Annotated in this window: 15 protein-coding genes; 2 read left to right on the plus strand and 13 right to left on the minus strand. The window is 33.2% G+C overall.

Annotated features, from left to right (window positions below; translation table 11 throughout):
- The first annotated feature begins 227 nt into the window (after positions 1-227).
- On the plus strand, positions 228-632 hold the full coding sequence (locus tag F9U64_RS01575) for a hypothetical protein (RefSeq protein ID WP_153401018.1): 405 nt from the start codon (positions 228-230) through the stop codon (positions 630-632).
- Positions 633-825: 193 nt separating this feature from the next.
- On the opposite strand, the gene F9U64_RS01580 is transcribed toward F9U64_RS01575, so the two are convergent.
- The 10 genes from F9U64_RS01580 to merR all read right to left on the minus strand — a co-directional run bounded on the left by F9U64_RS01580 (position 826) and on the right by merR (position 12,911).
- Positions 826-4,074: a hypothetical protein gene (locus F9U64_RS01580; RefSeq protein WP_153401019.1), complete on the minus strand. Its 3,249-nt coding sequence runs from the start codon at positions 4,072-4,074 to the stop codon at positions 826-828.
- A 358-nt stretch (positions 4,075-4,432) separates the two neighbouring features.
- On the minus strand, positions 4,433-4,729 hold the full coding sequence (locus tag F9U64_RS01585) for a recombinase family protein (protein ID WP_153401020.1): 297 nt from the start codon (positions 4,727-4,729) through the stop codon (positions 4,433-4,435).
- A gap of 72 nt (positions 4,730-4,801) precedes the next feature.
- Positions 4,802-5,146, minus strand: a complete 345-nt coding sequence (locus tag F9U64_RS01590) for a hypothetical protein (protein WP_153401021.1) — start codon at positions 5,144-5,146, stop codon at positions 4,802-4,804.
- 352 nt (positions 5,147-5,498) lie between these two features.
- Positions 5,499-5,621, minus strand: coding sequence for a hypothetical protein (locus F9U64_RS23340; RefSeq protein ID WP_266095230.1), 123 nt, complete (start codon positions 5,619-5,621; stop codon positions 5,499-5,501).
- 76 nt (positions 5,622-5,697) lie between these two features.
- Positions 5,698-6,009: a hypothetical protein gene (locus tag F9U64_RS01595; RefSeq protein WP_153401022.1), complete on the minus strand. Its 312-nt coding sequence runs from the start codon at positions 6,007-6,009 to the stop codon at positions 5,698-5,700.
- Positions 6,010-6,798: 789 nt separating this feature from the next.
- Positions 6,799-9,450 carry a hypothetical protein gene (locus tag F9U64_RS01600; RefSeq protein WP_153401023.1) on the minus strand — a complete coding sequence of 884 codons (2,652 nt, stop codon included), beginning with the start codon at positions 9,448-9,450 and terminating at the stop codon, positions 6,799-6,801.
- A 368-nt stretch (positions 9,451-9,818) separates the two neighbouring features.
- Positions 9,819-10,145 (minus strand): YnfA family protein, encoded by a 327-nt coding sequence (locus F9U64_RS01605; RefSeq protein WP_153401415.1) that lies wholly within the window; start codon positions 10,143-10,145, stop codon positions 9,819-9,821.
- A 129-nt stretch (positions 10,146-10,274) separates the two neighbouring features.
- Positions 10,275-11,924, minus strand: a complete 1,650-nt coding sequence (merA, locus tag F9U64_RS01610; protein ID WP_407647256.1) for a mercury(II) reductase — start codon at positions 11,922-11,924, stop codon at positions 10,275-10,277.
- 341 nt (positions 11,925-12,265) lie between these two features.
- Positions 12,266-12,496 (minus strand): mercury resistance system transport protein MerF, encoded by a 231-nt coding sequence (gene merF / locus F9U64_RS01615; RefSeq protein WP_153401024.1) that lies wholly within the window; start codon positions 12,494-12,496, stop codon positions 12,266-12,268.
- Positions 12,497-12,512: 16 nt separating this feature from the next.
- Positions 12,513-12,911, minus strand: coding sequence for an Hg(II)-responsive transcriptional regulator (gene merR, locus F9U64_RS01620; protein ID WP_153401025.1), 399 nt, complete (start codon positions 12,909-12,911; stop codon positions 12,513-12,515).
- 328 nt (positions 12,912-13,239) lie between these two features.
- Here merR and F9U64_RS01625 point away from each other — a divergent pair, with 328 nt between their 5' ends.
- Positions 13,240-14,064: a tyrosine-type recombinase/integrase gene (locus F9U64_RS01625; protein ID WP_228275545.1), complete on the plus strand. Its 825-nt coding sequence runs from the start codon at positions 13,240-13,242 to the stop codon at positions 14,062-14,064.
- Between the two features lie 45 nt (positions 14,065-14,109).
- Here F9U64_RS01625 and copZ read toward each other — a convergent pair whose 3' ends face one another.
- The 3 genes from copZ to F9U64_RS01640 are packed head-to-tail and all read right to left on the minus strand — an operon-like array spanning position 14,110 to position 17,051.
- Positions 14,110-14,316, minus strand: coding sequence for a copper chaperone CopZ (copZ, locus tag F9U64_RS01630; protein ID WP_153401027.1), 207 nt, complete (start codon positions 14,314-14,316; stop codon positions 14,110-14,112).
- Positions 14,317-14,344: 28 nt separating this feature from the next.
- Positions 14,345-16,714, minus strand: coding sequence for a heavy metal translocating P-type ATPase (locus F9U64_RS01635; protein WP_153401419.1), 2,370 nt, complete (start codon positions 16,712-16,714; stop codon positions 14,345-14,347).
- A 40-nt stretch (positions 16,715-16,754) separates the two neighbouring features.
- Positions 16,755-17,051, minus strand: coding sequence for a metal-sensing transcriptional repressor (locus F9U64_RS01640; protein ID WP_153401028.1), 297 nt, complete (start codon positions 17,049-17,051; stop codon positions 16,755-16,757).
- Positions 17,052-17,101: the final 50 nt, after the last annotated feature.

Consider the following 17,101-nt stretch of genomic DNA (forward strand, 5'->3'; position numbering starts at 1 on the left):
ATACATTTCAATTAAAGAAGATAATTTGGATTACATTATTATAGAATTTACAATGAGAAGCGGGTGATTAGAACCTGCTTTTTTTATATAATTATCCTGTGAAACGTTCACTGGTTATACCATTGCAATATTTATCAATAATTTTAACAAATGAAGATGCGGTCTTTTTAAATTCTTGATATACTCCTTATGAAATTAGAAAAACGGAATTATAAGGAGGAGATGATATGAAAAAACACAAAGCAGTTGCTTATTTTGCAACTGAAGGGCATCAGCCTGCAAGTATCTTTTATGATGGGATTATTGACTATTGTGAATGGGAAAAGGAACAAACAGATGGTTATGAAGATATTGAACTAGTAGCAATCTTTCATGATTTAAACAAGAAGGATGATTGTGATGATTTACCGGCATGGGAACAATTTATTACTTTTCTTGTTGTAAATAAGGACGTAACTAGAGTGCTGTTACCTGTAACTCAAGGGGGGATAAAATTTGATGGGGCTGATTGCCTTTTAGATTTGAGTGAATTTATTGATATACCCCCATTTAGAAATTGGTTTATTAATGACTATAATGATCCTGATAATGGGGGTCCCATAGAAATAGAGGACGATGATTTACCATTTTAAATCAGTGGCCAATAGCAAAGAAGCGGGGAATAATGGCAAAGTTTTTGGAGGTATCAATCAGTCTACTAATTGATACCTCCTTTTTTATTACTAATTGATAACATTTTAACAACTGATTTCACAAAAAAATATTGGATATGAACCATTTTTAATTCAGTGTATTGTTATTTTCAATTTATGTTATCAATACCTTTTATCTTTGAATCCTTTTTATTCTGTCAATAACCTTTAATACTGGCGCATCTCTTACAACTGCTGGAATTACAGGTTCATCGGAAGGTAATATTGCGAGCGAAAGATAACTTTCCTCATCTATCTCCCACGCATTTATTATTTCAATTTCGTTCTTTAAAATATTTAATTCCTTATTCATAGATAAAGATTTATTCTCATTAAACGAACTGGGAAACATTATATATTTCCCGACCTTTTTATATGCTTCAATAAACATGTTTAGGTTGACATGATCACTTGGTTCCATTGTTATAATACGTGCTGGACTCATTATTAAATTATTAGACGTTAAATTATTCGTTCTTATTAAAGTTTCATTAGCGGTAAATAGAACCCTATAATCATAAGGCTTATTTCTATTCACCCCTTTTATTATGCCAACCCTAATATTATTCTTCGTATCAACATTTCCTACTTTCTCAATCCATTCTCTAAATATTTCCTGACCAGCTTTACCATAAGAAAACATTGGTGAAAATACTGGTAAAGGCGAAGATTCTCCAGTAAAGTATATCCCCTTCCACTTAGACTGTTCCCATAAAGGTATATTAATAATATCTAAAGTTTCTATATCAGATTGTTTAGTATTTTCTATGTTAAATTCTTCTTCAGATGGTTTCTCATATTTAACATCAATTGAATCGTTATTCTCTTCTTTTTCTTCATTTATAAGAGTATCTACTATATATATAGGTTGCTTTCTTTCTAATGCAAATTCTGAGCCATTCTTTTCGACTACACTATTGACCGTAGGTGTTTCTTTACTAAAATATTCAAACACTATTGATGAACTACCTGTAAAATTGATTGCTCTATCTAAAGCACTGTCTTTTGCAAGCATTTGCTTAACGGCAGTATCAAATGATTCAAGATTAACCATTTCAGCCATTAATTGAATTGTTGCATCTTTTATAAACTCTTTTACTTTCATCTGAACATCAGGCGTATTTATTTCCGGATAACTTGAACAAGTTATGAAAAATTCTGGCTTAATACTATCTTTAACCCTACTTATTTCTAAGGTGAACTCATCCTGTTCAATATACTTAATTTGCAAATTGATTTCTGGAATAAATGAATGAATTTTATCTACGGTCCCAGTGGATAGGAAACCTTCAATTGACCCTAATATACTTTCGCCAATTTCAATACAAGGGAAATGAATATCAGAGGAAATATTTATTTTACATCCAATCACTTTACTACTTAAAATATAACTATTCCGTGTACCATACCATGGTAATCCTATCAATTGTAATCTAGCCGGTTGATTGTACCACTTAGTTATAAAATCTTCCATCGCTTCCGTATTATTATTAAAAGAATTGCTAAATTCTTCATCTACATGACCTAAACAATATTTTATAGCTATAGATGAAAATTCTAATGCCCACTCCTCTAAATAATTCGGAAAATATGAAAGTTTTTTTAAATCATTTAAATCTGTCCTAAATATTTGTATACCCAAAATGAAATCATAATTGTATTCTTGTTCCACAATATCTTTCAATTCACTTTCTGGATTATTTGATAAGTACAGATTAATTACAATTTGTTCTAACTTGTAAAACTCTGTTGAGTGAATTAATCTTCCTAATTTCAGTTCTATAAACTTTACGCTATTTAAGCTTCCAATAAGCGTAGGATTTACCTCACCTGAATTAAAATACTCATTAATAGACAGATGAAACGCGTTTAAATAATAACCACGTGCTGCCCAATTTAAGTCTACACTCTCAAACAACTGCCCCATCAATAGTAATGCCCTTGTTAATTCTTTTTTGCTTTCATCTTTAGTTATTTTTACTATCGCTCTTCCCAAGAATCGAATGGCAGTATATGGTTTTTCTTTCATGAGTTGTTCACTTCGGATTATTAATAATCTTGCTGCCTCAATTTCTGATTTTCTCTCCACACTAATTGAAACTAGTAGTTCAAAAAGAGTATCGTAATTTTTCGCCTTTTGATATATTGGAAATTCCGTAATTATTCTTTTTATTGTTAAGAAATTAAATTCTAATGAATCTTTCCCTTGCTCTACAATTTCAATGAATTCATCTACTAATAGATTTATATCTCCACCCATAAACAATTTCACATTTATATAATTTGCTTTGGCTTGTAAAGCTGCATTAGGCCTTGATGTATCTGAAATGAATTTTTCATATTCTTCTTGTATTGCTGTTGTATGTGCTTCAAAATTATATTTACTCTTATCACCCTTTGTAATAGTGTGTAAATTCATCCAAAGATTAGTTAACTTTTCCAGATCATAAACATTAGAACTATCAACTACTAGGGATTCAAAATTATGATATCTTAAGTAAAAATCATCATAATCCATGTACCACCAATACATAGTCCAAGCCCATTGATACAAACATTCCTTTTTCTGAACATGTGTTCCGTATCTTTTAATTATATTTTGTGCTCTCTCAAATTTCCCGGAAGTTTCTAAATTTGGAAATTCCAGTTCCCTACTAATTATCGCAGCTTCTAAAGCCTTTTCTGAAAGTATGTGATAATTACCATTTTCTATATCCTCTTTAATCTGTCCCTCAATGTCATCCAGTCTCTTTTTTTTCGCATAATCTCTACTTCCTATTTCATCGGCTTCACTAAATCTATCTGAGATATTAAAACATTCAACTGCAATTTTTTCATGCTTACTACTAAACACTTTCTCAAGTAACCACATTTTATCGAGGATCCTGATATTTACTTCATACGTTTTTCTTAGTTCATCTTCAGTATCAGCCCTCTTTTTATCAGATATAAACTGGTTACTCATAAAATAAATAACACTATATCCCCTACCAGTCCCTACAATTTTTTTGACATCCGATTTTACTTTACTTTTCCAATCTTTCTTTGCACTAATGGCAAAAGCCCATCTTTCCTTAGAAGCCTCTCTACCAACGCCACTGTACCAAGACAGTGCAATATCATCTGAAACTGGGTAAGTTTCGGTATCAACTTTACTATCTCCACCACCAGTAGGACCTGTCTGAATGATTAGATTTGGACAGATTTCTTTTTCAGCTATTTTCCTGCAGAAGTTTTCAAAATCTTTTTCTTGACTCCTACTTGTTAATGTTTCTAAGTAGTAATCAAACATATCTTTGCTCAAATCAATTTTTCTAGTACTCTTTGAATCTGAAAATTGTTGTGGATGCATTTTCTTATAAAATTCATATGGCGTTTTCATACCAGCCCTCCTCTTACTAAAAACTATAATAGTTTTAATGTATAAATGGAAGAAGCAACAAATAAAGATTCAGATAAACCAATATAAAAAAAGCAAACAAAAAAGACTGCCCTTCCATGCAATCTCCTTGGCTACCTCTCGTATATTACTAAAAAACTTCTTAATCACATGTTTTTTTCAGGTTTAGTAACATGAACATTTTACTATTGAAATGTTCCTATTCTTGTGCTAGTTACTTCCTCTTTTATTTTTGAATACATTAGCAATTCTTCTTTTGGTTATTTCCTTTTTTAACTTGAGGTTGGTCTTACCTCCCTGTATCGACCCACCCAGTTTTTTTATTATAAATAAAATCATTCTAGAGGTTTGAAACAGTGTCCTGCTTTTTTTGATTTACCATGTAGCCTCCAAAAGCATAGTGAATTGTGATTTCTATATCACTATCTTTGTTCATTGATACCTCCCTAAACATTCTAGCCATCTCAGGTGTTGGATCTTTGGAAGATTCCTTCTTATCTTCATAGATTTCAACTAGTTCCCAACCTTTCTTATCACATAGCAATTGGAATCCCTGCATAACCTTTTGATGTTCCTTACTTTTTGCATATTTTTTTATAACTGATACGTAACCTACTGCTTTCATTTTCTTTTTCATTTTTATATGACCTCCTGTATTAAAAGGTGTAGCGTTAATTCGTGACATTATTGCTACACTTCATAGTATTTTTTAAGCGTTTTTAAGACTAAGTATGAAAAGTTCCTTTTCTACTTTATCCACAATCTCCAAATCTTCCATTAAAACGAAGTCAATCTCATTAGGTCCATAAATCACATACTCTCCGAAACAAAAAATGATTGTGACATCCGCAGAGTTATTGACATTCATATCAGTAAACAATTTCCTTGATTCCTTCTTAGGACTAGATCTTCGAGTAACCTTATCTTGATAAATTTGAACCAATTCCCAATTATTTCGTTTACATATCTCTTTTATACCCTCTACAACCAATTGATTAAGTTGACTGTTTACACGGTCTTTTCTTACTTTTATATAGCCAACTGCTTTTTTCATTCAATCTCCTCCTCGTCTTTATAGAAATACTTTATTGTGGTAGCTCTTACCCACTGTTCTGGGTAAGAACTAAATATTTTATAATCACTATAATTTTTTTACTTCACATTAAAACAACCTTGTGGTAACATATGTGATATCAGTAAATATCATTTTGATAATAGGTTATATAGATACGGTAATATCTATATAATTTCAGTTTGACCCTATGGTGACATAATGAAGTAGGTCCCATTGCAAAGTTTATGAGATAGTTATCTTTACCTTTTTTCCCTAATGAGTTTACAGTATTCCCCATTTGGTTCTGGTTCTTTTCTGTCAGAATACCTATCCTCATAGATTTTTACCAGTTTTATTTTTTTCGCTTGCAAATCCCTTTAAATCCTTTGAGGACTTGTTGATAATACTCATGATTACTTTTAGCAAATTCTTTTTCTACTAAAAAGTAGCCAAACTTTTTAAGTTGTTTTTTCAAAATTGTCTCCCCTTTTTAGGAAAGGCCATACTATAGAATTAGATAATAATGACACCCTTTTAAGTTTTCTACTTTATTAGCCCTCTCTAATCATTTCTGAAAAATAATCTTCTATCTTAGCAATTTTATTATGCTTTTCTAGCCAAGCATATGCCTGATTATTATCCAGTAGAATAATAGTTTCAATTCCCGACGTTGAGTTGCCGCTAGATTCACTATATTTAGTATGTGGTCCTCCTTGGGCATGTAAGAAGAATTGGCCTGAATTAGATAAATACAGCCCTTCATACAGATGGTTAAAATCACCTAGAAATAATCCGTTAGAGTACTCAGCAACCAATTTTGCCTTTTCCGTATCATAAATTTTCTTGCTAATAATTTTTTTCAATAAAAACATCCCCTTTCTATATTCTCCTAAAGTAATAAAATTCTGGTAGTTTTACCTCCCTCCAAAAATTATTCATCAGAACATGTTTTCGTCTGTTTTGATGTTGATTGCAATTATATAGCACCCTAAAAAACCTTGCAACCCCTATTCTGGCAGTATTTTAAGGCCAATTTCGTAGATAAAAAAACCAATTATGTTGAATAAAGTGCTTTTATAGCAACCATTTTACTTTAAGCCTTCTGTAGAAAAATCCTTCATAAATAGCCTAAAAAAAATTTTTCGTAGATAAAAAAATACATTTTTTTCCATTTGGTTTTTTTCGTGTTTATATTGTTTAAATTGCGACATCATACTGGAGAAGCAGCACCTTTAACCATCGGTATTTTGTCATCGAAGCGAACCTTTCAAAAAGGTCCAAAATATGGCATTTTCTCAGTTTTAGAACTGTTTTAGCCATTTTATTAATTTAAGACGAATTTCTTCTGGCATATGCTAAGTTCTTATTTTTTTCAATATAAGGGATGATAGTAAAAACTATATGTATAATATGAAATTAATTGAAAAAAATAATTGCCTCTGAAAAAAATGAAATAAATGAACGATTAGTAATCATTAATAACTATTAGTTTCATTATTAATAGTTATTATCATAATAATCGCTATTACCAATTATAATGAATACTAACAGTTGTAATTTGTAATAATAATTATAATGAATGGAAATGATTAATAAATAATACACAGAATAATGCAACCAACTTTTACAAGCTGACTGCATTTTACTATGTATTATTTCATTAGTTCCATTAGTTCTTTTTGTGAAAACGATATATATTCTGCTCCAACAACTGGCAAATTACTAAGAATAAGTACTTTCGCTGGAAACCTATTTACCCTTGCTCGCCCAATGGCCTGCAGCAATTGGCTTTCCACAAGATAGAATTGTACAGCCTTTAACAAACCATCATTACTGTATGTAGTAAAATAGAAACGCAGGCCATTCCTTTCTACTGGTATATACTCCATTCTACTTTCTTCTAGCCCCATACGGTATCCAAGAGCCACACTTATTAATAAATATGCAATTGGATTCAGATGGGGAGTGCCAATAACAGTAATGTTCTCTCCTTTTAAATCATCAATTCCCTCAGTATTACCAAAATAAATTTCTTCTTTTCTATTATAGTTGAAGAAATCCTTATATGTAATGACTTCACTTTCAGGGTTATAACGTCTCATGAGGTTTTCGGCTAGGCATTTCAATTCTTTTTGATTTTCTTTAATTGTGTATCTACTAAAACTCTTTGATGTAACCTGCAATATACTCCCTACCGGCTTTACAAGTCCCAAATCAATAAATGATACTGCTTCACCAAACACTAATTTTGCTATTTGCTCATTTATAGTGGCACTTAGAATGATAATCTTTTTGTTAGAGGGTAATTGATTTCTTTGTATAAAATATATGTATTCTGTGTTTCCGATATTTTTCTTAAGGAAATAGTCACAATTTAGAAATCCTAATACATTCGAACTAATGGTTGATTCTTCTACAATAGTTTGTTCAAGGTCTTTTACCGAGGGCAATAAAAACGATGAGCGTTCATGAACTATATCGTACGGTGCATTCATTATCATTCTTTGTAATGTAAGTATGACATCCTTGTTTGCCTCGGTATCTTGCAATTTTGTAAATGCAAAAACTAAGTCAGAATACTTCATTTGAGAAATTGGGAAAAGATTTGATATCGGATCCTCATCGAAAATGACAGTTGAATTTGAATCATCGTTTGTGAAAATTGCTCGTTGATGCGTGGTAAGCAGCAACTCTTCCTTTGATGATTTCACTTTTTCCAAATTATTAAGAAACATAGATACTTCTTCATTTTCATTGGAAATATCTCTTAAAAACTTATTTACCGTCTTATAGGCTCCGATATTATATAGGTGTTCAATTTTCTCTGAAAATGGTTCTTCGAGTAAAGGCAATTCTGGAATTTTTAAATGCTTTATCTTCTTAGCGTTTAAACGCTGAGAAACTTCCTCTTTTAGTTTATGAGTAGGTAATGCAATACTGAAATTATTTTCTTGAGCAAGGTTGACAATTGCTTCTGTTTTACCTAGCCCTGTTGGTGCTTTAATTACATATACACCTTGATCTTTGTCATTAATTATATCCCCAAAGGTCTCTTCTAATTTCTTATATACTTCATCAACTTCCTGAAAATGAGGCTCATTCAGAACCTGTACACTTCCTCTTGGTAATTTACCTTGCTCAATCATATTATTAGCATGGACACATTCGCTAGCAAATGGACAGTAGGTATCACATCTTGTTGGTGTATAATTCATTTTCTTAATTTGATTCATCATCAATGACCATTCTTCTTTTTTGGCTAGATATTCCTTTCGGGAGTTAATGGTCTCAACTATTTTTGACTTCCCACCCTCAACATTTATCAAGTTGGTCATTAATCCAAACATTTCATTATGATAAAGCCAGTAATGCCCTGAAATTCCCTCCCGGTAAAGTTTGCATCTTTTTTGCAAATTATCAAAGGGGAAGTTCCGAATCTGCTTCACTTCTGGCTCGTCCAATGAACTGGTTTCAGGTGAATAACTATCATCCTCTTGAAAAGAATCCTTCGTGAAAACCAAGTAATATGGGAAATGACTATTTTTCACACGCGTACTATAGTAATTAATAGTGTTGGTGCGGTTTTTAGTCTTAGATACAAACAAAGTGTTACCTTTACCTTCAGGTATGTCTTTCTCTTCAACCTTCTTATAATGAGGATACCCCTTATAACATGCCAGTCCAGAGGCTTTGCAGAATTTCTTCATTTCTCTTGTTGTATTCGATCCAGACTTTATCTTCTGTACCACCCCATCCAAAATATCTAGTACACTTAAAACTCGTTGATTAACAAATTCAATTTTCTTTCCACCAAATAGAATTCTCGCAGCATCGTTTGCATTTTTATCAGATGAAGGAAATAAAGTTGTTAGTGCTGTCTGAATAACATTCCTAACTCGTAAATCTTGTATTTCTTCATCCAAGACAAAAACCATTCGGAATTTAGGTTTTTCTTCTGTGTGACTAAAAGTCGAATAAATAAAGGTTGGTGTCACTTTCCATTTGGTACTATGTTTAATTGCCTCATCAATCCGTAATCCAGAATCAATGTCCAGCGCAAAAACCTGCTGACTTTTCCAACTTTTATTTGACCTATTTCCATTACTAAATATTCCCGGTGTAAAAGATCTAGCGTCTGGTAGTGTTACACTTTCCATTAATTCCTCAATCGATACATTAACCTCCTTTTCCGCTATTCTCTCTGAAATCTTCATGACTTCACTTTTTTCAGGTTTTTTTAAAAAACCCTCATGATCCAAGCAAACATTTACTTTTTCCTCTAAAATACATTTCTCTTTAACCATCGTATCCCTCCTCTCAAAAGGAGGAGCATGTTGTTATAAAAAATAGTGTAATAAAATTCTCTAATTGGTCTTATTATCAACTCCCCTTAAATATATCTTCAATGGTTACAGCTACATAATATTTGACTTGTAATTTCTTTTCAAATTTTTAGGGTAAGTATTTTATGAGATAAGTTTACAATTTCGTGGTATTTTCCAATCATTCTATATATGAAGTACTAGTTATTATGAAGTACCAGTTATATTTTTTGTATATAAGAAAAACCCTAATATACAGGTATCATCTGGCCTTGTATATTAGGGCTTTCTAAATTATAAATTACTCCCACAGTCGCGCCTAGGTTATGGAAGATCTTATTTTTTATTTTTTAATGGCGAGGTGCAAACAAGATTACAGAAACACCAATTAAGCATATACCAGCACCTACCCAGTCGTAGAAATCAGGTGTTTTATTATCAATCCCCCACCCCCATAAAATCGAAAGAATAATAAAAACCCCACCATAAGCAGCATAAACTCTACCAAATGACGGAAAGGTTTGAAATGTAGCAATAACACCGTACAAAGCTAAAGATATACCTCCAAAAACACCCCAATAAAACGGTTTACCCTCTCTTAACCATTGCCATATAAGATACCCCCCACCAATCTCAGCTAACCCCGCAATCATAAACAAAACAATTATATAAAAAATATAAATCACTTCCCATTTTATTTATATACTTAGAATTATAACTCATTTTGTTGGGTAATCTGTTTCAATTTAAAGCAAAAAAACGCACTTCTATTTGGAAATGCGTTTTTATGTTAAAGGTTGACGAACTTATCCAGCACAACAGGATAACTTTGAAACATCTTTATCGAACGTAAGAGCAGCTAATTTTAATCCTTCTGCCATTGTTAGGTACGGTGCAAGACTTTCTTTTAAATCTTCAACAGTTAAACCAAATTTAACGGCTAATGTAGCTGCATAAATCACTTCTCCTGCATTTTCAGATACAATGTGAACCCCTAATACTTTTAATGTTTTTGCATCTGCCACCAACTTAAATACACCTGTGGTTTCACGATTAACAATCGCTCTTGGAACGGCATCTAAAGGTAATACAGATGTTTTGACTTCATATCCTTTTTCTTTTGCCTGTTCTTCTGTTAAACCAACTGTTGCAATTGACGGATTAGTAAATGTTACACTGGGTACAACGGATAAATCTAATTTTTTATTTAACCCAGCAATTGCATTATCAGCGACAATTCCACCTTCATAGGCTGCTACATACACAAATTGTGGTCCTAGTGTTACATCTCCTGCCGCATAAATTTTTTCATTACTTGTTTGAGCAAAATCATTGATCTTTATTTCTTTATAAGAGCCAACTTCAACATTTGCAGCACTCAAATTTAAGAACTCGGTATTCGGTTTTCTTCCTGTTGCAACAAGAAGTTGTTCACTTTCAACAACCTTTTTCTTTCCATCCACCGTAACATAAACTTTTTTTAATTCACCATCTTGCTCTATACTCTCAAAAGTTGCTTCTTTTACAATGTTAATACCTTGCTCGATTAATGATTTTTCCACAACTTCTGAGATTTCCGGGTCATACTCTTTTAAAAGACGCTCGCTTCTTTGCATTAGGGTTACTTCCGAACCTAAATTATGAAAAAGTTGCCCAAGTTCCATTCCGATATACCCTGAACCAACTACCGTAAGGCGTTTTGGTACCTCCTTTAATTCAAGTAACGTTGTACTTGTTAAATAATCAACTTCTTTAAGTCCTGAAATCGACGGTAAAGATGGAGAAGCCCCCGTCGCAATTAAAAAGCGTTTAGCCGAGAACTTTCTCCCATTTACCTCAACAGTATTTTCTGAAGTGAATTTGGCTTCCCCTTCAATTAAATCAAATCCATATTCATCAATTAAATCAACATATTTTTGTTTACGAAGATCACTTACTAACTCATTTTTTTGCTTCACTAAAGGTGCTAATTCTACTTTTCCAGCAGACGTTTGTAATCCTGTAAATGGATTGACTTTTGCTAACTGATTGATTTCCCCTGCTCTAATAAGGGTTTTTGATGGAACACAACCAATATTTACACATGTTCCACCAACTGTTCCGCGTTCAATCATCGCAACTTTTGCCCCATATTCGATTGCTTTAATGGCAGCCGAAAACGCAGCTCCACCAGAACCAATAATGATCAAATCATACTCCACTTCATCACCTAAAACTACATTTTCTTCTTGTAATGAAACTTCCTCTATTTCTTTAGGCTGATATTTTGCTTCATTAATGGCTTTTTTTGCATTTTCTACTGCTATATTTTCAGGTAATTCAAATACTGCTTCGCCCCTGCGAAAGCTAGCTTCAATGTTTTTTGCTCCCAAATTTTCAAGTGCTACCGCTACATGCTCTTCACAACCTATACATGTCATTCCTTCAACGTTTATCCGATACTTTTTCACTTTCATGTTATTATCCTCCTTTATTTCACACCAAATCTTAAATCTGAAACAGATTCATGAATAATTTTTACAGCAGTTTTTTATCATTATAACGAACTGTAAATTTTCCCTTTGTCACTTCTCTTTTTATAATTACAACCTTCACACCATCTACTTTTTAAATCGAGCTTTCCACTACCATAAACCAAATAGAATGAATACGTTAATAAAATCAACGTTACCATTACTAACATCGCCTGATATTTTAGGAATCAAAATCAAAGGTTCTAAGCAACACCCTGCCATCACAACCAGAAAATATAGTTGCTAATTGTGAAGTTTTCTTTATCATCACTACCACCTACTTATCAAGAACAACACGAGTCGTTTTTACAATTTGATTTATTCATCTTGTTATAGGAGTAATAAATTAGTATCAGCAAAATTACTAAAACTGGAATTAGAACATAATCTAAATAGCCTGTTATTGCTCCTAATCCAATAGTGCCTAATAAAATAACTAATATAGGCGTGGCACAACATAGCAACACAAGAAATGCACCTATAGTTCCTGCAATAAAAGTTTTTTTATGTTTCATTTTACATTTCCTTTCTTCAATACTTTGTCACTACTTCAATAATGGGACATTCATGTAATTCTTTCTCATCAGGACATCGCTCTTTTAAATCTATCAGCATATTTTCAATACGCTTCAAATCATCTATCTGTTTTCGAACTTCTCCTTCTTTTTTTGATACAAATTCAAACATGTCTTGGCAACGAATTTCATCCTTATCCACAACCCCAAGTAATTTGTAAATTTCAATCAATGAAAAGCCAAGTTCTTTCATCCGTTTAATGAAGCCTACACGCTTAACCTCATCATCTGAATATAACCGATAACCAGAATCTGTTCGGAAAGGCTCTTGTAATAAATTCTTTTTTTCATAATACCTAATGGTTTCTTTATTAACTCCACATTTATCTGCAAACTGACTAATACGATAACTCACCTTAATCACCTCATACAAAATTATAAACCGTGTACTATAGTACATTGTCAAGTATACTATTAAAATTTTCTTGTTAAGTAATTATCACACTCTGATTCGTAAAAAATATAATTTAAAGGATATTGGCTGCACATATTGAATCATGTTAATGAAATATCCTTTTAAAACCTACTAAAGACAAGAAAGGAGAATGTCGTGGAAAAATGTCGTGGAACTACTATTCTACGCAATAGTTGGCTTTATTTTTATTTGATAAAGCTCCAAAAGTGACCATTAACTCAAGAAAATTATGTCGTGGAATTATATAACTCAAAAAAGAGGTGATTTTTTGTTAGACACATACCAAGCAGAAGGACTTAGAGCGAAATCTAAACAAACTAAAAAAACTTACATCTTCTGTTTATCAAAATTTGTAGAATGGTTAGATGGAGCAGGAACAAATTTAGAAGAATATTCTCGAACTGACATTCAACAGTACATTGATTACCTAGTAAGCAAAGGTTACTCAGCTACAACAATAAATAAAAATTGGAGTGCAATAAAACATTTTAGTCGCTGGGTGAAAAAAGAAGATGCTATTGAGGATATCTCAGTCATTACCCCACCTAACATTCTAAATCAGGCACCAAAAGCACTTTCGAGGAATGAGGTTAACAAAGTCATTAGGGAAATTGATCGATCCGGTAGCGAAAGAAACTTCGCAATTGCACAGATTTTAATTAATACCGGAATTAGGCTCAATGAACTTGTCAATCTGAATCGTACTGATATTGATATTAGTGAAAGAAAAGGAAACTTAACAGTTCGTTTTGCTAAAGGGAACAAAGAACGACAACTTCCTTTATCATCGGAAGTACGAAGAGCGATAACAAAGTACCTAGAAACAAGGGACGATTCAATCGAGGCATTGTTTCTATCCAATCGAAATATAAGATTATCAGAACGTACAGTTCAACATATCTTTGAAAAATATGAAATAAATGTACATTCATTTCGGCACACCTTTATCACAAAACTAGTACGCAATGGTGAAGACTTTAGTCTAGTACAGTCATTATCTGGGCATGCAAACGCTGATATGGTAATCAGATACTCTGCCCCAAATGAAGAGGATAAAGAAGAAGCGGTGTCAAAATTGTGGTTATCAGATTAAAAAAATAAGGAGCTTGGATTATTCCAAGCTCCTATCTTAATTGTATTAAGCAACATCATATCCTTGATCTTCTACTGCTTCTTTCAATTTTCCAGTATCTACTTTATTCCCGTTATAGGTCACTTCAACTTTACCAGTTTCTAGGTTTACTTCTACATTACTTACACCATCTAAATCTGTAAGTGCGCCATTAACAGACATTTTACAATGTCCACAAGTCATACCTTTTACATCTAATGTTAAACTTTTCATTTTAAAAAAACCTCCTACAATATTTTAATTATACTTTTACACGTTTCAAACGTAGTGCGTTTGAAACGACAGAAACTGAACTAAATGCCATTGCCGCACCAGCAATCCATGGCTGAAGAAGTCCTAAAGCAGCGATTGGGATACCTGCTGTATTATAGGCTAATGCCCAAAATAGATTCTGGCGGATATTTGTCATCGTTTTTTTACTTAAACCAATCGCTTTCGGAATATTGGTTAGATCACCACCAACCAATGTAATACCTGCTGTTTCAATCGCAACATCTGTACCTGTTCCAATTGCAATTCCAATGTCAGCAGTTGCTAATGCTGGAGCATCATTGATTCCATCCCCAACCATTGCAACCTTTTTGCCTTGTTCTTGTATGGATTTCACATGATTCGCCTTATCTTCCGGCAGAACTTCAGCAAATACATGGTCAACTCCCACCTGTTTAGCAATTGCTTTAGCGGTTCGCTCATTATCGCCAGTAATCATATAGATATCAATATCATAATCTTTTAACTGCCCGATGGCTTGCTTTGCGTTTTCTTTTACTGTGTCAGCAACAGCCACAATTCCTACTAATTTACCATCTATTGCAAACATCATCGCAGTCTTACCTTCTGTTTCATATTGTGCCATTTGATACTCATATGGTCCAAACTCAATATTATTTTCTTTCATTAATTTACGAGTACCAACAAAAACTTGTTTTTTGTCTATATGAGCCTTAATACCATGTCCGGGTATTGCTTCAAAGTGATCTGCTTCTAATTGTTCTATATTTTCTTTCTTTCCGTATTCAACAATTGCTTCTGCAAGTGGATGCTCAGATGAGCGTTCTGCTGCAATTAAATAAGGTAATGAACCTTCAATAAAATACTGGATGTCAGTTACCTCTGGTTTTCCTTTTGTTATTGTACCAGTTTTGTCTAACACGATTGCATTGATTTTGTGCGTAGCCTCTAAGTGTTCACCTCCTTTAAAGAGGACACCCGTTTCTGCGCCTTTACCTGTTCCAACCATAATCGAAGTTGGTGTGGCTAATCCTAAGGCACAAGGACAGGCAATGACAAGAACAGCAATTGACGCCTCAAGGGCTGCTGGCCAATTTTGCGGATCAACTAAAAAGAACCATATGAGGAATGTTAGCACTGCAATTCCTACAACTATAGGAACAAAAATACCCGAAATCACATCTGCCATACGCTGAATTGGAGCCTTCGAACCTTGCGCGTCTTCTACAACTTTAATAATTGATGCTAAAGCGGTATCTTTCCCTACCTTTGTTGCTTCCATCTGTAATGTTCCATTTTTATTGATAGTAGATCCAATTAGATTATCCCCAATACTCTTTTCAATCGGAATGGATTCTCCAGTAATCATTGATTCGTCAACTGCAGATTTTCCAGAAAAAATTGCTCCATCTACAGGTATCTTTTCACCGGGTTTAACAATAATTTTGTCTCCGGCAACAACCTGTTCTAATGGCACTTTCATTTCTTTACCATTCCTAATAACAGTTGCATCTTTTGCTTGGAGACTCAATAATTTAGAAATAGCTGCAGTTGTCCTTCCTTTCGCCATTGCCTCAAAAAGTTTCCCAACTAAAATAAGTGTGATTAAAACCGCACTAGTTTCATAATACAAATGTGGCTCATAACCGGGATTAACACTTGCTCGAATTCCTTCAACCAAACTGTAAAAGTATGCAGCAGATGTACCTAAAGCAACAAGGACATCCATGTTTGCACTTTTGTTCCTTAGATTCTTATATGCACCAACATAAAATTGCCAACCAACATAGAATTGAACTGGTGTAGCAAGTAGAAACTGTACCCATTGGTTCATTAGGAATTCAGGCATTGGCAATCCCAAGTTCCATGGAAGGTGTCCAACCATCGAATAAAGAAGCGGTAATGTTAAGATGGTTGAAATCAATAATTTAACTTTTTTATCATGAATCTCTTCTTCTTTATGGTTTCGTTGTTCCTCACGGCTTTGACTAAGTTTTGCTTCATAACCGAGTTTAGCGGCTCTTTCGCTGATTTGATCTACAGTCACAAGGCTAGGTTCATATTCAACCTGACCTTTTTCTGTTGTTAGATTTATGGACGCATTAACACCGTCCATTTTATTTAATGTTTTTTCAATACGTGTAGAGCAAGCTGCACACGTCATACCATAAATATCAAATTCAGCCTTTTCCTTCTGCACACCATATCCAAGTTTTTCAATACGTTTAGAAAGGTCATGAGGAGAAACTTTTTCCTCATCATATTGAATATTGGCTTTTTCTAGCGCTAGATTAACGTTCGCTTCTACTCCATCTATTTTGTTAAGTGTCTTTTCAATTCTATTTGAACAAGCAGCACAAGTCATGCCGGTAATTCCCATATATACATTTTTTGTAGTCAACTTTCCTCACCCCTGACAATTACTTTGAAAATTGCTGTACAACTTTCATTAGTTCTTCGATAGATTCATCACCCGTTCCAGTATTAATGGCATGTGATACGCAGTGGTGCATATGCCTTTCCATTAATTGAAAACCTGTATTCTTTAATGCCGAATTAATAGCGGATATTTGAACTAATATATCAATACAATAACGGTCTTCCTCGACCATTTTTTGAATACCTCTAACTTGACCCTCAATTCGTTTTAAGCGATTTATAACATTTTGCCTCTCATTTTCAGAACGTGGTTTAATAGGCTTTTTTTCTTGTTCCATTTTCCCACTCCTTTTCTTTTATATTAATACCCTACCATGGTATTGTATTC

Origin of the sequence: Gracilibacillus oryzae, from assembly GCF_009498735.1 — a bacterium.
In the GTDB taxonomy this organism is placed as follows: domain Bacteria; phylum Bacillota; class Bacilli; order Bacillales; family Amphibacillaceae; genus Gracilibacillus; species Gracilibacillus oryzae.

Bases quoted from the DNA above. Each gene is read 5' to 3' on its own strand.
- F9U64_RS01575 (WP_153401018.1), top strand. From the start codon at position 228: ATGAAAAAACACAAAGCAGTTGCTTATTTTGCAACTGAAGGGCATCAG.
- F9U64_RS01580 (WP_153401019.1), bottom strand. From the start codon at position 4,074: ATGAAAACGCCATATGAATTTTATAAGAAAATGCATCCACAACAATTT.
- F9U64_RS01585 (WP_153401020.1), bottom strand. From the start codon at position 4,729: ATGAAAAAGAAAATGAAAGCAGTAGGTTACGTATCAGTTATAAAAAAA.
- F9U64_RS01590 (WP_153401021.1), bottom strand. From the start codon at position 5,146: ATGAAAAAAGCAGTTGGCTATATAAAAGTAAGAAAAGACCGTGTAAAC.
- F9U64_RS01600 (WP_153401023.1), bottom strand. From the start codon at position 9,450: ATGGTTAAAGAGAAATGTATTTTAGAGGAAAAAGTAAATGTTTGCTTG.
- merA (WP_407647256.1), bottom strand. From the start codon at position 11,924: ATGAAAGTGAAAAAGTATCGGATAAACGTTGAAGGAATGACATGTATA.
- merF (WP_153401024.1), bottom strand. From the start codon at position 12,496: ATGAAACATAAAAAAACTTTTATTGCAGGAACTATAGGTGCATTTCTT.
- copZ (WP_153401027.1), bottom strand. From the start codon at position 14,316: ATGAAAAGTTTAACATTAGATGTAAAAGGTATGACTTGTGGACATTGT.
- F9U64_RS01635 (WP_153401419.1), bottom strand. From the start codon at position 16,714: ATGGGAATTACCGGCATGACTTGTGCTGCTTGTTCAAATAGAATTGAA.
- F9U64_RS01640 (WP_153401028.1), bottom strand. From the start codon at position 17,051: ATGGAACAAGAAAAAAAGCCTATTAAACCACGTTCTGAAAATGAGAGG.